This is a genomic window from Kitasatospora sp. NPDC096140, assembly GCF_040303045.1.
Taxonomy (GTDB): domain Bacteria; phylum Actinomycetota; class Actinomycetes; order Streptomycetales; family Streptomycetaceae; genus Kitasatospora.
Window position 1 is genome coordinate 226,328 of record NZ_JBEOUW010000003.1, and the last position, 15,408, is coordinate 241,735.

The window sequence follows — 15,408 nt, forward strand, 5'->3', positions numbered from 1 at the left end:
TCGGCCCTCCGCCCGTGACACCACCCGCCGCCCGCCCCGCGCCGACGGCACAGGACCATCCGCCCGCCCACCCGGCCGAACCGGTCGGAGAACAGCAAAGGAACGCCTGATGCTCCGTCGAGAACCGTCCACTGCCACCGCTCCGACCCCGTTCCAGGGCCGCCTGGCCGAGTACGCCCTGAGTCCGGACGAGGCCGCCGAGCTCGCCCGGGCCGCCCACAAGATCGCCGACGACTGCGGCAACCCGCTGGACGAGGAGTTCTACGACCGCGCCTGGCAGTTCGACCGGATGCTGCCGGTCGGCCTGCAGTCCTTCCTCGCCGACTTCCGCCGCCGCGAGCCCGCCGCCGCCTGCCTGGTGCACGGCCTTCCGGTGGACGACGTCGAGCTCGGCCCGACCCCGGCGCACTGGCGCGACGCCATCGCGGCGGAGACGGCCCGCACCCAGGAGGCCATGCTGGCGCTGGTCGGCCTGGCGCTCGGCGAGCCCTTCGGCTGGGCCACCCTCCAGGAGGGCAGCATCATCCAGAACGTCCTGCCGATCCGCGGCGACGAGGACCGGCAGAGCGGCTACGGCAGCGAGGCCCTGCTGGAGTTCCACACCGAGGACGGCTTCCACCCCAACCGCTGCGACTACCTGATCCTGCTCGGCCTGCGCAACGCCGACCACGTGCCGACCATCGTCGCCTCCGTCCGGGACGTCGAACTCGACGACCGCACCCGGGAGGTGCTCGCCCAGGACCGCTTCCACATCCTCCCGGACACCGAGCACATCCGGCAGCTGGAGACCTCCGACCCGGACCACCCGGCGCTCGCCAAGCTCCGCCGGATGGCCGACGACCCCACGCCGACCAGCGCGCTGTTCGGCGACGGCCTCTCCCCGTACCTGCGCATCGACCTGCCGTTCATGCGCTGCGTCGGGGACGACCCGGAGGCCGTCGAGGCGCTGGACCGGCTGATGGCGGAGCTCACCCGGGTCCAGCAGGAGGTGGTGGTCGGCCCCGGCACCCTGCTGGTCGTGGACAACTACCAGGCCGCGCACGGGCGGCGCTCCTTCAAGGCCCGGTACGACGGCACCGACCGCTGGCTGAAGAAGATCACCGTCAGCCGCAACCTCCGCCGCAACATGGCCGGTTACGCCCCCGACCGGCACCGGGTCATCGTCTGATCCGGGCAGCGGGCCCGCACCCGCCGCCAGCTCCGCACCCGCACACCCAGCCGGGACCCGGCCGCTCCGGCGGCCGGGCCCGGCGTCCTCCGAAAGGCCCCCGTCCATGCGCACAGTCATCGTCTCCGGCGCCTCCAGCGGCATCGGGAAGGCCACCGCCGAGCGGTTCGCCGCCTCCGGCGACCACGTGGTGAACCTCGACATCACCGAGCCCGCGGCCCCGGCGGCGGGCCTGGACGGCGGCCCGGGGTCGGTGAGCTTCCTGGAGGTCGACGTCGCCGACTGGCAGGCCGTCAAGGAGGTCGTCGACACCGTGCACGCCGCCCGGGGCGGCCTGGACGTGGTGATCGCCAACGCCGGCATCAGCATCCGCAGCGGCGTGCTCGAACTGACCGAGGCCGACGTGCGCCGCGCCGTCGACGTCAACCTGGTCGGCGTGCTGGCCCTGTGGCGGCACTCGGCCCCGTACCTGCTCGGCCAGGGCCACGGCGTGCTGCTCGCCACCGCCTCGGTCAACGGCAGCCGCGGCTACCCGCTCTACGCGCCGTACAACGCCACCAAGGCCGGTGTGGCCTCGCTCTGCCAGACCTTCGCCATGGAGCTCAGCCCGCTGGTGCGCACCGCGTGCGTCACCCCCGGCGCGGTGCTGACCCCGATGCAGCGCGCCGAGTACACCGACGCCATGCTGGACGAGGTCAACGAGCGCATCCCGGCGCGCCGGCACGCCTCCCCGGAGGAGATCGCCGAGGTCTTCCACTTCCTCGCCTCCGACCGGGCGAGGTTCGTCACCGGCCAGGAGTTCGTGGTGGACGGCGGCGAGACGGCCGGCGCCACCACCGCCTTCTTCCCCGGCCCCCTCGCGCCCGGCTCGGCGCAGGTCTAGGGACGTCCACCACGGCGGAGGGCGGTGCCGACCCCGGCACCGCCCTCCGCCGTCCTGCTGTTGTCCTTCCGCCGTTCCGGCCCGGCCCGCCGGCCCTGTTCAGACCCGCGCGTCGTGCTCCAGCACGGCCTCCAGGCCGAAGTACCGCCGGCTGGCCCGGCACTCCTCCATGACGGCCTCCAGCCCCGGCAGGTACGCCTCCTGCTCGTCCAGCACCACGTCCCGGTCCAGCCGCTGCAGCAGTCGGCGGAGCACCAGGACGAGCCAGCCCGCGTCCGGCGCGGAGCCACGGTTGTGCAGCCAGACGTGCACGCAGGAGGCGGCGGCGTGGAAGACGCAGTGGTCCTCCGCGGTGCGCGAGCCGGCCACCGAGGCCGCGTCGATGCCGTGCTCGGCGACGCGGCCGTAGAGCGCGGCCCGGCGGCGGTCCAGCTCGGCGACCGCCTCGGCCAGGTCGCGGGCCTGCCCGGGGGCGCACTCGGCCGCGGCCACCCGGTCCAGCCGCTCCACCGCGGTGCGCCAGCCCCGGGTGATCTCGTCCTGCCCGTTGGTCGCCAGGGCCAGCCTGTTGCCGTCCGGCTCCCAGACCGGGGCCTCGACGGAGAGGTCGAACAGCCGCTCCAGCAGCTCCTCGGAGCCCTCGGCGGCCCGGTCCACGAGCGGGGCCAGCGCGGCCAGCTGGGTCGCGATGTTGAACAGGTTGACGTGCGTGGTGCCCTCGAAGATCGAGGTGATGCAGTGGTCCCGGCGGATCTTCTGGAAGGCGCCGGAGGCGACCAGCTCGCGCAGGTAGCCGCGCGCCGCGAGGACCTTGGACATCTGCTCCATGGTCTCCTCGCCGATCACCGGCACCAGGTACTTCACCACCGAGGACCAGAGCGCCAGCCGTGCCGGGGCGAGGGTCAGCGCCCGGGCCACCGGGATCGTCACGCAGTCGGCGACCAGCAGGTCCAGGTGCGCGTCGACGAGGTGCCGGCGGACCACCGGGAGGCGGTGGATCGCGGCGCCGTAGAGCCGGCGCTCGTGCGCGTAGTCCAGCCCGATCCGCAGCACGGCGTCCATGCTGCCGAGGGACATGCCGCCGATCGCGGTGCGGGTGATCTGCAGGGTGCGGACGGTGTCGATCAGCGCGCGGCCGGGCCGGCCGATGACGGCGCCGGCCGCGGGCACCCGGGAGCCGGTGAACCGGATGCCGCTCACGTCGTGGCCGCGCAGGCCGAGGGCGCGGACGATCGGCTTCGGCTCGACGCTGTCCGGGTCCAGCTCCCGCCGGTCGACGAGCAGCAGCACCGGTCCGCGCGGCCCCTGGGCCAGCACGGTGTAGAAGCGGGCCCGGTTGCCGTTGCCCACCGGCCACTTCTCGCCGTCCAGCACGTAGTCCTCGCCGTCGGGCACGGCGGTGGTGGCCGTGGTGGTGAGGTCGCTGCCGACCTCCGCCTCGGAGACGGCGAAGCACAGCTTGTCCCCGGAGGTCACCGCCTCGGCGATCCGCTTCTGCTGGTCGGGCGTTCCCCACAGCCAGACCGGCTGGCAGCCGAGCATGCTGGAGCCGAACATCACCGCCATGGTCAGGTTCCGCCGGGCCAGCGAGCGGGTCACCGCGAGCACCGATTCGAGGTTGAGCATCCGCCCGCCGGCCAGCGCCGGGACGAGGCGCTCCGGCAGGCCCCAGTCCAGGAGCAACTGCTCGGCGCCGGGCGGGACTTCACCGAGTTCCTCGTGCTCCACGACCTCGGCGAAGGCGAACGGGCCGGATGCGGCCAGCGGGTCGCCCAGCAGCCCCTCCAGCTCCGCGGTCAGCCGACGGGTCGGGCGGGGAACGGAATTCGGTTCCATACGACTGGCTCCTGTGCACGGGAATACGGAACGCCCAGCGTGTTCCGGTGCAGTGTCGTCAGGAGGTCTTCCGCACTTCCAGGCAGCGGCGCAGGCAACTCGTCATGCCTGCAAGTTGCCCAGTGAGTGCCTAGGTTCTGCGGGTTATCCGTCCGAGAGTATCCGGTGTGGCAGTACGTCAATCCGAAGGAGCCCGGCGGCGATGAACACCGAATTCCACGACGAACGGGAAACCGTGCTGTTCACCCTGGACCGGACCAGGGAGAGTCTGATGGAGGTCGACGCCGCGTTCAAGGCCAATCTCAACTGGAACTACGGCGAGCGCAACAACCGGCTGTGGGCGCTCTACGAGAAGAGCAAGATCGCGCAGTGGAATGCCGCGACCGACATCGACTGGAACCACGAGGTCCGGTTCGGTGCGCTCCTGGACGAGGGCCAGAGCACCGGTCTGCAGAACTTCCGCGGGCCGGGCAGCCCGGTGCCGGAGGAGCTGATCAACCAGTTCCGCTGGGAGTACCTGTCCTGGATGATCAGCCAGTTCCTGCACGGTGAACAGGGCGCGCTGGTGACCACCGCCCGGCTGGTGGAGACCGTGCCCGACATGGAGGCCAAGATCTACGCGGCCGCCCAGGTCGCCGACGAGGCGCGGCACGTCGAGGCCTACGCCAAGTACATCGACGAGAAACTGGGCAACTGCTACCCGATCAATCCGGGGCTCAAGTCGCTGCTGCGCGACCTGCTCTCGGAATCCGACTGGGACATCGTCTACCTCGGCATGCAGGTGATCGTCGAAGGCCTGGCGCTGGCCGCGACCCGACTGGCGGGCACCGGATTCGGCGAGCCGATCATCACCCAGATCACCCGGATGATCGCCCGCGACGAGGCGCGGCACATCGGTTTCGGCGTGGTCTCGCTCACCGGAATGTACGAGCAGATGAACAGCAAGGAGCGCGCGGAGCGGGAGGAGTTCCTGCTGGAGTCGATCTTCCTGATGTCCCGCCGGTTCCTGCTGCGCGAGGTGTGGGAGCGCATGGAGCTGGACGTCGAGGCCGGCATCACCTTCGCGATGAACGACCCGATGATGTTCGGCTACCGCCAGCTGCTGTTCCAGCAGGTGATCCACATCCTGCGGCAGGTCGGCCTGCTCAGCCCGAAGCTGCGCGACCTGTTCCTGAGCGAGCAGCTGGCCAAGCCGGAAGCCTTCGTCGGCGTCAACTGACCCGGACGACGAGAACGAGGACGAGAACGAATCGGAGGAGCCGCGTGCCTGCGCAGCGCGACGACGTCGTCATCACCGGGCTCGGCGCCACCACGCCGCTGGGCGGCGACGCCCGGTCCACCTGGACGGCACTGCTCGACGGGGTCTCGGCGGCGGTCGCGATCACCGAGCCCTGGGCCGAGGGCCTGCCGGTGCGGATCGCCGCCCCGGCCGCCGTGGAGCCGGGCCCGCTGATCGACCGGGTCCAGGCCCGGCGCACCGACCGTTCCGCGCAGTTCGCGCTGCTGGCGCAGCGGGAGGCCTGGCAGGACGCGGGCTTCAGCGCCGCCGCGGGCGCACCGGGGCACCCCGAACCGGAGCGCCTCGCGGTGGTCGTCGGCAGCGGCATCGGCGGCCTGAGCACCCTGCTGCCGGCGCACGACCTGATCCGGGCCGGGGACACCCGCCGGGTCTCGCCGTTCACCCTGCCGATGCTGATGAACAACGCCGCGGCCGCGCTGTGCGCGCTGGAGCTGAACGCCACGGCGGTGGCCCACGCGCCCTCGACGGCCTGCGCGGCCGGCGCCGACGCCCTCGCGGCGGGGCTGGACCTCATCCGCCTGGGCCGGGCCGACGTGGTGGTGGCCGGCGGTACCGAGGCGGTCATCAACCCGATGGCGATCACCGCCTTCGCGGCGATGAAGGCGCTGTCCCGCAACAACGACGCCCCGGCCTGCGCCTCCCGGCCCTTCGACAAGAAGCGGGACGGCTTCGTCCTGGGCGAGGGCGCGGCGGTGCTGGTGCTGGAGTCCGCCGAGCACGCCCGGCGGCGCGGGGCCCGGGTCTACGCCGGGTTCGCCGGGGCCGGGGCGAGCGCCGACGCGCACCACATCACCCGTCCGCACCCGGAGGGCGAGGGGATGGCGCGGGCCATCCGGCGCGCGCTCGCGGACGGCGGGGTGGAGCCGGCCAAGGTCGGCCACGTCAGCGCGCACGCCTCCTCCACCTCGGTGGGCGACGCGGCGGAGGCGCTGGCGATCCGGACCGCGCTGGACGGCGTGCGGCCGGCCGTGTCGGCGGTCAAGTCGTCCGCCGGGCACCTGATCGGCGCCTCCGGCGCACTGGCCGCGCTGACCACCGTGCTGGCCCTGCACCACCGCACCGCGCCGCCCACCATCAACCTGGACGACCTGGACGACGCGATCGACCTGGACGTGGTCCGGGTCGCGCCCCGCCCGCTGCCCGCCGGGCCGCTGGCGGCGCTCACCCAGAGCGCGGGCTTCGGCGGGCACAACACCGTGCTGGCCTTCCGCGCCGGGGCGTGAGCCCCCCCCGGCACCGCGCGCGAGGCGGCCCGGGGCGTGCGCCCGTAGCGGACGCGCGCCCGCTACCGGACGCGCGCCCGCTACCGGACGTGCGCCCGCTACCGGACGTGCGCCCGTACCGGGCATGAGTCCGCCCCCGGTCAGGTCGGCTCTCCTGGCCCGGGGGCGGTGGCGGGGCGTGCGGGTGGGTGCGGTGCGGGCGGGTGTGTGCGTGCGGTGTTCCCGGGCTGTCCCGCGGTCAGGACGCCGGCGGCCAGTCGCCGCCGAGCGGGACGACGATGGACTCCAGGTGGTCGACGGTCGGCAGCGCGCCCTCGCCCTCGTCCAACAGCTCCCGGACGAGCTCGACGAGCTCGTGGACGGTCTCCAGCGAGGAGGCCCGCTCCTGGGGCAGGCCGTCGAACTCGAAGACGTCCTCGATGGTGAGGCCCAACTGGACCATCGCGAGCGAGTGGTAGCCCAGTTCGCTGACGAGCTTGGTGTCCGGACCGATCGGGTCCTTCTTGGTCGGCGCGATGAGGAGGACCAGCTGGCTGATCACAGCAGGGATCTGGTCGGAGGCGATGTCGGTCATACAGGGATCGTCGCCGCGCGGGGGCCCGACATTCCAGGCATCGCCTCCGGCAACGACTCGGCAAGATCGCACCTTGGGTGACCGCGCCGACCCGGCGGGTGACCGGATTGCCGCCGGTTTGCCTGGAGACCGGCCGGGTCGGCCCCCTATGCTCGGAGCATGGGCACCCGTGCGCTCTCTGAGCCACCGTCAACAGTCGTGACGGTCAGACCGGTTGGGGCTCGGCGGCGGCGACTGCGGGGGGTCCGCCTGCCGCACGGCACGTGGCCCGACCATCACCCCTGACACCACCGAGGTGGCTCTATGACGCTGTTGGCATCCTGGGGATCCCTGGCCGCTCAGCCCTCGCCCGCGGACGACACGCTCTTCGCCGTGATCAACGTGGCGTTCATCGTCCTCATCACGGCGATCGTCCTCGTCTCCCAGTTCAGCGTCCGCGACGTCAGGGCCCAGACCTTCCTGTGGGTCGCGATGCTCGTGCTGCGCGGCTTCCTGCCGCCGGGCCCCGCCGAGGCGACGGCGACCGGCGTCGTCTTCCTGGCCATCGGCCTGGCGTTCTCCCTGGTCTTCGGCTACTACCGCGGTCTGACGATGCCCATGTGGCGGGACCAGACCGGCCGGCTGCTGCGCAAGGGCGGCCGGACCACCGCCAAGCTGTGGGTGGCGAACCTGGCCGAGCGCCTGGTCGTCGGCGGTGTCGAAGCGGTGTTCTTCCACGGCCGGTTCAACGGCAACGGGGTCTGGCTCGGGGTCGGTGTGACGCTGGCCGTCCAGCAGGCCGTGATGATGCGCCGCGCTCCCGGCATCACCGAGGTCCGGCCCACCGGTCCGGGTCGCACCGTGCCCGCGGTCGAGCAGCCGGACGCCCGGACGAACTGACCGCGGGCCGTACCGGCCGGCCGCGGGCCGATTCACCGCGCGTAGCGAGAAGTGCTCCGAGGCCCACGGCCCCGGAGCACTTTCCGTGTCGTCAGTCGGCGAGCGGTTCGAGCTCAAAGATCACGCTGTCCGCCGGGGTCACCACGCGGTGCGCCTCGACCAGGCGCCAGCCGCCCTCCTCGAACACCCCGTTCCACTCCTGGAGGGTCGGCAGGTAGGCGCCCATCATGCGGTGCGCGACCTCGAAGCCCAGGGTGAAGACCGGGATCTCGGAGTCCGGGATGTCGGTGGTCATCGCGGTGTCGCCGAGCAGGAAGCGCTTGACGTTGGGGAACGCCTTGCGCAGCCCGCGCAGGGAGGTGACGCAGTTCTCCCGCGGCCAGAAGTCGTGGCCCATCAGGAAGGAGGTCAGGAGGTCGACGTCGGCGAACTCCGGGTGCGGCTGCGGGTTGGTGGCGTCGTCCTTGACGAAGGACACCTTGCCCTCGAAGCCGGCCTCCTTGGTCGAGGCCCGGGCCACGCCCAGCGCGCCCTCGGCGATGTCGATGCCGAGGCCGGTCGCGTCCGGGTTCTGCCGCAGCACGCTGATGATGCGCTCGCCGCTGCCGCAGCCGAGGTCGGCGATCTTGCGGAACCCGCCGACCGAGCCGAGGGCCTTCTTGAACACCGGGTCGAAGAAGTTGGCGTTGATGTCGCGGCAGGCGATCGCGATGGCGGCGGAGTCGCGGCGGTAGAAGCTGCCGACCCGGTTCTCGTTCTTCAGTACGGCGGGCATGTCGGCGAAGAGCGCCGCGCAACCGCGGGACAGCCAGTGGTAGAAGGCCTTGGCGCGGTACACCTCGGCGAAGTTCGCATCGGTGGTGATCAGGGTGCCCTGCCGCTGGACGACGCGGACGCTGGCCAGGGCCTGGAACATCCCCTCGACCGCGTACTGGTCGAGGCCGTTGCGTTCGGAGAACTCGGCGACGTCCAGTTTGTCCTGGTCCGCCAGCTCTTCGAGCGCCCCGGCCTCCCAGGCGGCACCGATCGCCGAGGAGGCGACGGTGGCGTTGAAGATGTCGGCGGCGGTCATTCTCGCCGCTCCGAGCACGAGGTTGTCGGTCACGTCCTGGTCCCCTCTGAGGAATGGAATCCGGCAGGCCGGACGGGAGGTCCGGCCGGGCTGGTGGTGATCACGGGCGCCGGGCGAGCAGGATCCGGTGCATCGGGGTGTCGACCAGCGCCGTCCTCACCAGGCCGGCCCGGTCGAGCCATTGGTCGTAGTCCGCCAGGGAGAAGGAGTCTCCGCCGCCGGTGACGAGCATCGACGCGGCGAACAGTCGGAAGAAGCGGTTCTGGATCGACTGGGCGTCGGTCTCGTCGTCCACGATGTGGTCGACGACGGCGACCACACCGCCCTCACGCACCGCCTGCGCCGCCCGTCGCATGAGCTCCTCGGAGCCCTCGGCGGTCTGCAGGTGGAAGATGTTCACCAGGAGGACGAGGTCCTGACCGGTGTTCCACTCCTCGGTGAAGAAGTTGCGCTCCACCGGTTCGAACCGGTCCTGCACGCCCAGCCGTTCCGCCTGTCCGCGGGCGATGGGCACGATCCGCGGGTGGTCCAGGCCGGTGGCCCGCAGCCCCCGGAAGCGCTGCAGGAGCAGCTGGCTGTAGATGCCGGTGCCGCAGCCGACGTCGAGCATCGAGCGGTCCGCCTCGCCCTTCCAACCCTCCTCCTCCGCAAGGAGGTTGGCGAGCGATTCGACGATCGGCGGGGCCCAGAAGTTGATCCCGCGGGCGACCTGCTCGTAGTCCTCGGCGGACAGCTGGTTGGCCTGGTAGTCGCCGTCCGCACCGCGGGCGGGCCGCTTGACGTGGTCGGCGAGGTTGCGCCACACGTCCCAGCCGATCGCCCGGTCGTAGCCGATCCGGCCGGCCAGGCTGTAGAGGCCGCCGGGCAGCAGGCACTCGGCCATGCCGTCCACCAGCCGGTAGACGTCCTGACCGTCCTCGGTGCGCACCCGCTGGACGATCTCGTAGCAGTACAGGCCGTCGAGCAGCACCCGCAGGCCGTGGGCGTCGGCGTCCAGCCGGGCGGCGAGGTCGGCCGGGGTGGCCGGTCCGTCCGCCAGGGCGACGAAGACGCCGAGGTCGAACGCGGCCTCGATCATGCCGGGCGCGAACATCGCGATCAGGTGTTCGTAGACGCGATGCGAGGCCCGGACGACGGCGCCGTCCCGGGGATCGCCGATCAGTTTCGAACCGTCCACCAGGGGCGCCACACCGGTGTCCGGCAGCGGAGTGTTCTCGTCCGACGTTTCGCCGGTTCTGTCGTCGTGGACGGAGGCGTCTATCGTGGTCATCGATCCCCATTTGCGCTCAAGGCATTAAGCCGGGCAGTGCTGAATGACCCGCGGAGGAGTTTCCCGAATGGACCGGAGAAGTTAACCCGTCGATTCGATCGAATTCGATCGCCGGTCGGCCGGGTCGCACCCGGAACCGATTCCGGGCACGACAGTGCGGCCGACGCGACGGAAAACGCCCCGACGAGCGGACGGTGTGCGTGCGGGCCGGCCTCAGGCCGGAATGGCGTTGACGTACTCGCGCATCATCCGGGGGACCCGGTACGCGTACTGGTGGCCACGTTTCACCTGGACGACGGAGAAATCCACGAGATCGGCCAGCACATCGATATTGCGGGAGGGCTCCCGGCCGCCGTCGACCGGTTCCTGCCGGACATCGTCGATGGAGAATTCATCGGGAAAGCGGGAGAGTTGTCTGAGGGCCCGGCGCTGCCGGTCGTCGAGGAGTCCGTAGGCCCAGGCGAGGCTGCGGTGCAGCGAGCGGTGGTGGGACAGCCCGCCCACCTCGTCCTGACCCAGGATCGGCAGCACCTGGCACTCGTCCACCAGGACGTGCAGGGGCACCGAGCGCATCCGGAAGGCGGCGTTCTCGATGGCGAGCGCGAGACCGCCCAGCCGGCGGCAGAGCTCGACCACCTGCGGCATCTGGTCGCCGAGGTCCAGCGTCGGGACGACGGAGTGCACCCGGCGGCAGAACAGCTCGGCGGCGGGCGGGCAGCCGTAGCTGCCCTCGGGGTGGTCGACGGACAGCGGCGACACCTCCCACAGGTCCGCCGGGATGGAGGCGGGCGCCCGCAGCGAGGTGATCAGGATGTGGAGCGCGGGATGCCGCTCCAGCATCATCCTGACCTGCCTGGTCACCGCGCCGATGACGTGCTCGGCGTTGTCGATGACGACCATCATCTGCAGTTCGGGGTTGGTCCTCGGGTCCCGTTCGTAGCCGTGCAGCAGGGTGTCGAGCGAGCGCTGCACCTCCGCCGAGGCCGCGGCGGCGTCGACGCTCTCGGGGGTCACCGAGCCGAGTTCGAGCACCACCACGCCGTCCCGGAAGCGGTCGAGCAGGTGTGCGGCGGAGTCCAGGGCCAGTCGGGTCTTGCCCACGCCGGCCGGGCCGGTGAGCACCAGCGGCCGGCCCGGCCGGAGGGTGGTCACCACGTGCAGCAGGTCGGCCTGGCGTCCGACGGTGATGTCCGTCTTGGGACGCAGCCCCTGCCACCGGGCGTTGTCCGGGACCTCGACGACGTTGGTCAGCAGACCGGGCTCCAGGCGGGAGGAGAGCATGCCGGTCGGGGTGCCCGGACGGGCCACGTGGGACATCAGCGTGTCCTGGCTGGTCGCCGCGGACAGCAGGGCGCCGACCAGGAGTTCCACGGAGCTGCGCCGCGGATTCTTGATGGCCCCGGTTTCCAGATTCCTAATGGTCCGCACACTGACATTGGAATGCTCGGCTAACTGCTCTTGGCTCCAGCCGACCATCTTCCGTTGGGTTACTAACATGGAGCGAAGCTGATTGTTGTCCATTCCCCCGCGCTTCCTGCTGTTGTGAGCAGAATTCAAGTCAGAACTTAACACGCCGACTTGCGGCGCCAATCACTCCAGAACGATCATTACGTGCCGCGCGGTCATGGCGGAGCGCATGCGAGAGCGCCCGCGCCGAGCGTGGGTCGTGATGTGTCAGAACCGTGGAAAAATGAGTTGAGGACGTTCCGCTGCTGCTCGGGAGCGGCCTTTGAGGGTGAGGTGACCACAGCCCGTTAGGCTACTCAAGCTACATGTGAACGAGTGTACTACGCGGACTATTTCTGCGAACCTGCCGCTACGTTCGATTTGCCCCTTTTGGCACCGGCAACTCCCCGGTGCTCCCGGCAATATCCGGCTGTTCTGCCGAGAGTATGCAGGCATTGTCGGCCAGGTTGGCCGGATCACACTGCCCCTTCCCGGCCGTGATCGACCGTCGGGCCGGCGGGGCGTCAGGCGACGGCCGCCCGCTCTTGACACGGCATACTCGTTCACCTGCGCAGACCGCAGTGGATACCCGGTGGAAACCTGGTTGAGACCGCCCACAGCCGAAGGATAAGAAGAGGAAATGACAACGCTCAAGGAGCAGCTGCAGGAGGACCTCACGGCTGCCATCAGGGTCCGGGACGAGCTTCGCGCGTCCACCATCCGGCTCACGCTGGCCGCCGTCACCAGCGAGGAGGTGGCGGGCAAGCAGAAGCGCGAGCTGTCCGACGCCGACGTGCTGAAGGTGATCGGCCGCGAGGCGAAGAAGCGCCGGGAGGCCGCCGAGGCCTTCGACGGGGCGGGTCGCACCGACCAGGCCGCCCGGGAGCGGGCCGAGGGCGAGGTGCTGGCGACCTACCTGCCCAAGCAGCTCTCCGACGAGGAGCTCGCCGCGATCGTGGCGGACGCCGTGGCCGAGAGCGGCGCGACCGGCCCGCAGGCGATGGGCGCCGTGATGAAGCTGGTGAAGCCCAAGGTCGACGGCCTGGCCGAGGGCGGCCGGGTCGCCGCCGCCGTGAAGGCCGCGCTGTCCTGACCGCGGACCGCCCGGGTCCATCGGGTCAAGCCGGCTCTGGCCGGAATCGAGCGGCCCTGTAGGGCTCGCGAGGGGCTCCCGCGGCCCCGGCGGCCCGTCACCCGGCAACACGACGCCGAAGGGGCGCCCTCCGAACCGGAGGGCGCCCCTTCGTCACTGCTGCGCGGCTCGTGCCGGGTGGCGCGGTCAGCCGTTGCCGTTGCCGCCGCCGTGCCGGCCGCCGTTCCCGCCGCCGATCATCCCGGGCGGGAAGGTGAACCCGCCGCCGATCATCCCGCCGGGGCCGCCCCCGGGGCCGCCGCCCCCGGGGTTGCCGCCGCCGGGGTTGCCGCCGCCCTGCTGCGGCGGGGGGTTGCCCGCGGGCGGCTGGGGGTTGGGGTCGGCCGGCGGGGTGGCCGGCTGCGGGTCCGGGATGTCGACGGTCTGGATCGGCTCCATCGGCGTGCCCTGGAGCGCCTGGTTCATCGCCAGCTGCCAGATCGGGCCGGGGCCGTCGGCGCCGAACACCTCGTCGAAGTGCTTGCCGCCGATGTTGATGTTCTTCATCTTGACGCCGCCGGCCGGGCCGCCGAGCCAGACCGAGGTGGCCAGCGACGGGGTGTAGCCGCTGAACCAGGCGGCCTTCTTCTCGTCGGTGGTACCGGTCTTGCCGGCGATCTTGCGGCCGCCGTCCAGGCCGAGCGCGGCCGCGGTGCCCTTCTCGGTCACGTTCAGCAGGACGGTGTTGAGCTTGTCCGCGGTGTCCTCGGAGAAGGCCTGGCTGCACTGGGTCTGCGGGACCTGGAGCTCCTTGCCGTCCACCGTGCTGATCTTGTTGATCGCGATCGGGGTGCAGTACTTGCCGCGCGCGGCGAAGGTCGCGTAGACGTTCGCCATGGTCAGCGGGGAGAGCTCCAGGGTGCCCAGGACCATCGAGGGCACCTCCCGGAAGGCGTCGCCCTTCGCGGACTGGGTGATGCCCAGCTTGTTCGCCATCTGCTTCATCGCGCAGAGGCCGACCTGCTGCTCCATCTGCACGAAGTAGGTGTTGACCGACAGCGCCATGGCCTGCTTCAGCTGGTACGGGCCCTTCTCGGACTCGGACTCGTTCTTGACCGTGGCCTTCTGCTCGCCGGGCGCCGGGACGTTCTTCCAGGTGCCCGAGCAGGTGGACATCTGCGGGTAGTCGATCTTGTTCTCGGACGGGAACGCCTGGGTCGGCGACATGCCCGACTCCAGCGCCGCCGCGGCCAGGATCGGCTTGAAGGTCGAACCGGTCTGGAAGCCGTTGCCGCCGCCCATCGAGGCGTCCACGTTGAGGTTGACGACGGTCTGGTTCTTGTTCGAGTCCAGGCCGTACGGGCGGGTCTGGGCCATCGCCAGGATCTTGCCGGTGCCCGGCTCCATCATGGTCGCGGCCGCCGACACCTGGTCGGTCACGTTGACCTTCTTGGTGACGGCGTTCTGGGCCGCGGCCTGCTTGTCCGGGTCCAGCGTGGTGTAGATGTTCAGGCCGCCGGTGTCCCAGAGCTTCTTGCGCTCGTCGGCGCTCTTGCCGAACGCCGGGTCCTGCTTGACCACGTGGCGGACGTAGTCGCAGAAGAAGCCCATCCCGGCCTGGGCGGTGATGCAGCCGTTCTGCGGGTCCTTGTACTTCAGACCCAGCGGGGCGGCCTTCGCCTCCTTCGCCTGGTCCGCGGTGATGTGCTTGTTCTCCAGCAGCTTGTCGATCACGACGTTGCGGCGCTTGACCGTGTTCTCGGGGTAGCGCACCGGGTCGTAGGACGACGGGTTCTGCACCATGCCGGCCAGCGTGGCGGCCTCGGCGACGGTCAGGTCCTTGTTGCTCTTGCTGAAGTAGCGCTGGGAGGCGGCCTCGACCCCGTAGGCCTGGTGGCCGTAGAAGGTGATGTTGAGGTAGTTGGTGAGGATCTGGTCCTTGCTCAGGTCCTCCTCCAGCTTGATGGCGACCTTGAGCTCCTGGATCTTGCGGCCCAGGGTCTTGCGCTGCGCCTCCAGGACGGCGGCCTGGTCGTCGCCGGCCTTCTCCACGTTGACGTTCTTCACGTACTGCTGGGTCAGCGTCGAGGCGCCCTGCGAGGCGGTGCCGCTCTCGGCGTTCTTGCTGGCCGCGCGGAGGATGCCCTTGAGGTCGACGGCGCCGTGCTCGTAGAAGCGGGCGTCCTCGATGTCCACCTGGGCGTGCCGCATGAACGGCGACATCTGGTCGGCGGTGAGGACGGTGCGGTCGCGCTCGTAGACCTTGGCGATCAGGCCGCCCTTGGCGTCGAAGATCTGGGTAGCCTGGGTGAGCGGCGGGGTCTTGAAGTCGTCGGAGATGTTGTCGAAGCTCTCCGCCGTGTCCTTGGCGGTCAGCCCGATGGCGCCGACGGCGGGCAGGGCGAGTCCTGCCAGCAGGACTCCGGAGAGCACGCTGACGCCCAGGAACTTCACGCCGTTGCCGACGTGCTCCAACGGTGATCCGCCGCTGCCGCCGCGCGGAGCTCCGGTGTTGCCTGGGGGCTGGGATGCCTGTGGGCGCTTCGGTGCCATGGGGAGAACCCTACGTCGCGGATTCCCGTACATAGGGGCACGTGTTCGCCTAGGCTTGTCACAAGCTTGGTACAGCTTCGGTGCGTCAGCATCATTCACTCTTGTGGGCGAGGAGAGTTGCCCGAATCGCCC

General features: G+C 70.8%; 12 protein-coding genes. 6 read left to right on the forward strand and 6 right to left on the reverse strand.

All coding sequences use genetic code 11. The annotated features are described in order from the left end of the window. Positions 1-109: 109 nt before the first annotated feature. Together gntD and ABT048_RS04320 are read left to right on the forward strand one after the other, a co-directional pair. Entirely contained in the window at positions 110-1,168 is a 1,059-nt protein-coding gene (gene gntD / locus ABT048_RS04315; protein ID WP_350519780.1) for a guanitoxin biosynthesis L-enduracididine beta-hydroxylase GntD, read from the forward strand. A 106-nt stretch (positions 1,169-1,274) separates the two neighbouring features. Then, the gene (locus ABT048_RS04320) at positions 1,275-2,051 is read left to right on the forward strand and encodes an SDR family NAD(P)-dependent oxidoreductase (RefSeq protein ID WP_350519781.1); all 777 of its coding nucleotides are present in this window, start codon (positions 1,275-1,277) and stop codon (positions 2,049-2,051) included. Positions 2,052-2,150: 99 nt separating this feature from the next. Here the strand turns inward: ABT048_RS04320 and ABT048_RS04325 are convergent, their stop codons facing one another. Continuing rightward, positions 2,151-3,887, reverse strand: coding sequence for an acyl-CoA dehydrogenase family protein (locus ABT048_RS04325; RefSeq protein WP_350519782.1), 1,737 nt, complete (start codon positions 3,885-3,887; stop codon positions 2,151-2,153). Between the two features lie 202 nt (positions 3,888-4,089). On the opposite strand from ABT048_RS04325, the gene ABT048_RS04330 reads away from it, so the two are divergent. Next, positions 4,090-5,106 (forward strand): ferritin-like domain-containing protein, encoded by a 1,017-nt coding sequence (locus ABT048_RS04330; protein ID WP_350519783.1) that lies wholly within the window; start codon positions 4,090-4,092, stop codon positions 5,104-5,106. A gap of 44 nt (positions 5,107-5,150) precedes the next feature. Next, positions 5,151-6,410 (forward strand): beta-ketoacyl-[acyl-carrier-protein] synthase family protein, encoded by a 1,260-nt coding sequence (locus tag ABT048_RS04335; RefSeq protein WP_350519784.1) that lies wholly within the window; start codon positions 5,151-5,153, stop codon positions 6,408-6,410. A 238-nt stretch (positions 6,411-6,648) separates the two neighbouring features. On the opposite strand, the gene ABT048_RS04340 is transcribed toward ABT048_RS04335, so the two are convergent. Then, positions 6,649-6,984 (reverse strand): acyl carrier protein, encoded by a 336-nt coding sequence (locus ABT048_RS04340; protein WP_350519785.1) that lies wholly within the window; start codon positions 6,982-6,984, stop codon positions 6,649-6,651. A gap of 303 nt (positions 6,985-7,287) precedes the next feature. Between ABT048_RS04340 and ABT048_RS04345 the strand changes: the two genes are divergently transcribed. Further along, entirely contained in the window at positions 7,288-7,863 is a 576-nt protein-coding gene (locus ABT048_RS04345) for a hypothetical protein (RefSeq protein WP_350519786.1), read from the forward strand. Positions 7,864-7,954: 91 nt separating this feature from the next. Here the strand turns inward: ABT048_RS04345 and ABT048_RS04350 are convergent, their stop codons facing one another. The 3 genes from ABT048_RS04350 to ABT048_RS04360 all read right to left on the reverse strand — a co-directional run bounded on the left by ABT048_RS04350 (position 7,955) and on the right by ABT048_RS04360 (position 11,726). Then, positions 7,955-8,968: a class I SAM-dependent methyltransferase gene (locus ABT048_RS04350; RefSeq protein ID WP_350519787.1), complete on the reverse strand. Its 1,014-nt coding sequence runs from the start codon at positions 8,966-8,968 to the stop codon at positions 7,955-7,957. 67 nt (positions 8,969-9,035) lie between these two features. Beyond that, on the reverse strand, positions 9,036-10,205 hold the full coding sequence (locus tag ABT048_RS04355) for a class I SAM-dependent methyltransferase (RefSeq protein ID WP_350519788.1): 1,170 nt from the start codon (positions 10,203-10,205) through the stop codon (positions 9,036-9,038). A gap of 213 nt (positions 10,206-10,418) precedes the next feature. Then, the gene (locus ABT048_RS04360; RefSeq protein WP_350519789.1) at positions 10,419-11,726 is read right to left on the reverse strand and encodes a helix-turn-helix domain-containing protein; all 1,308 of its coding nucleotides are present in this window, start codon (positions 11,724-11,726) and stop codon (positions 10,419-10,421) included. Between the two features lie 565 nt (positions 11,727-12,291). Between ABT048_RS04360 and ABT048_RS04365 the strand changes: the two genes are divergently transcribed. Continuing rightward, positions 12,292-12,744 carry a GatB/YqeY domain-containing protein gene (locus ABT048_RS04365; protein ID WP_350519790.1) on the forward strand — a complete coding sequence of 151 codons (453 nt, stop codon included), beginning with the start codon at positions 12,292-12,294 and terminating at the stop codon, positions 12,742-12,744. A 186-nt stretch (positions 12,745-12,930) separates the two neighbouring features. On the opposite strand, the gene ABT048_RS04370 is transcribed toward ABT048_RS04365, so the two are convergent. Further along, positions 12,931-15,276, reverse strand: coding sequence for a transglycosylase domain-containing protein (locus tag ABT048_RS04370; protein WP_350519791.1), 2,346 nt, complete (start codon positions 15,274-15,276; stop codon positions 12,931-12,933). Positions 15,277-15,408 lie beyond the last annotated feature (132 nt).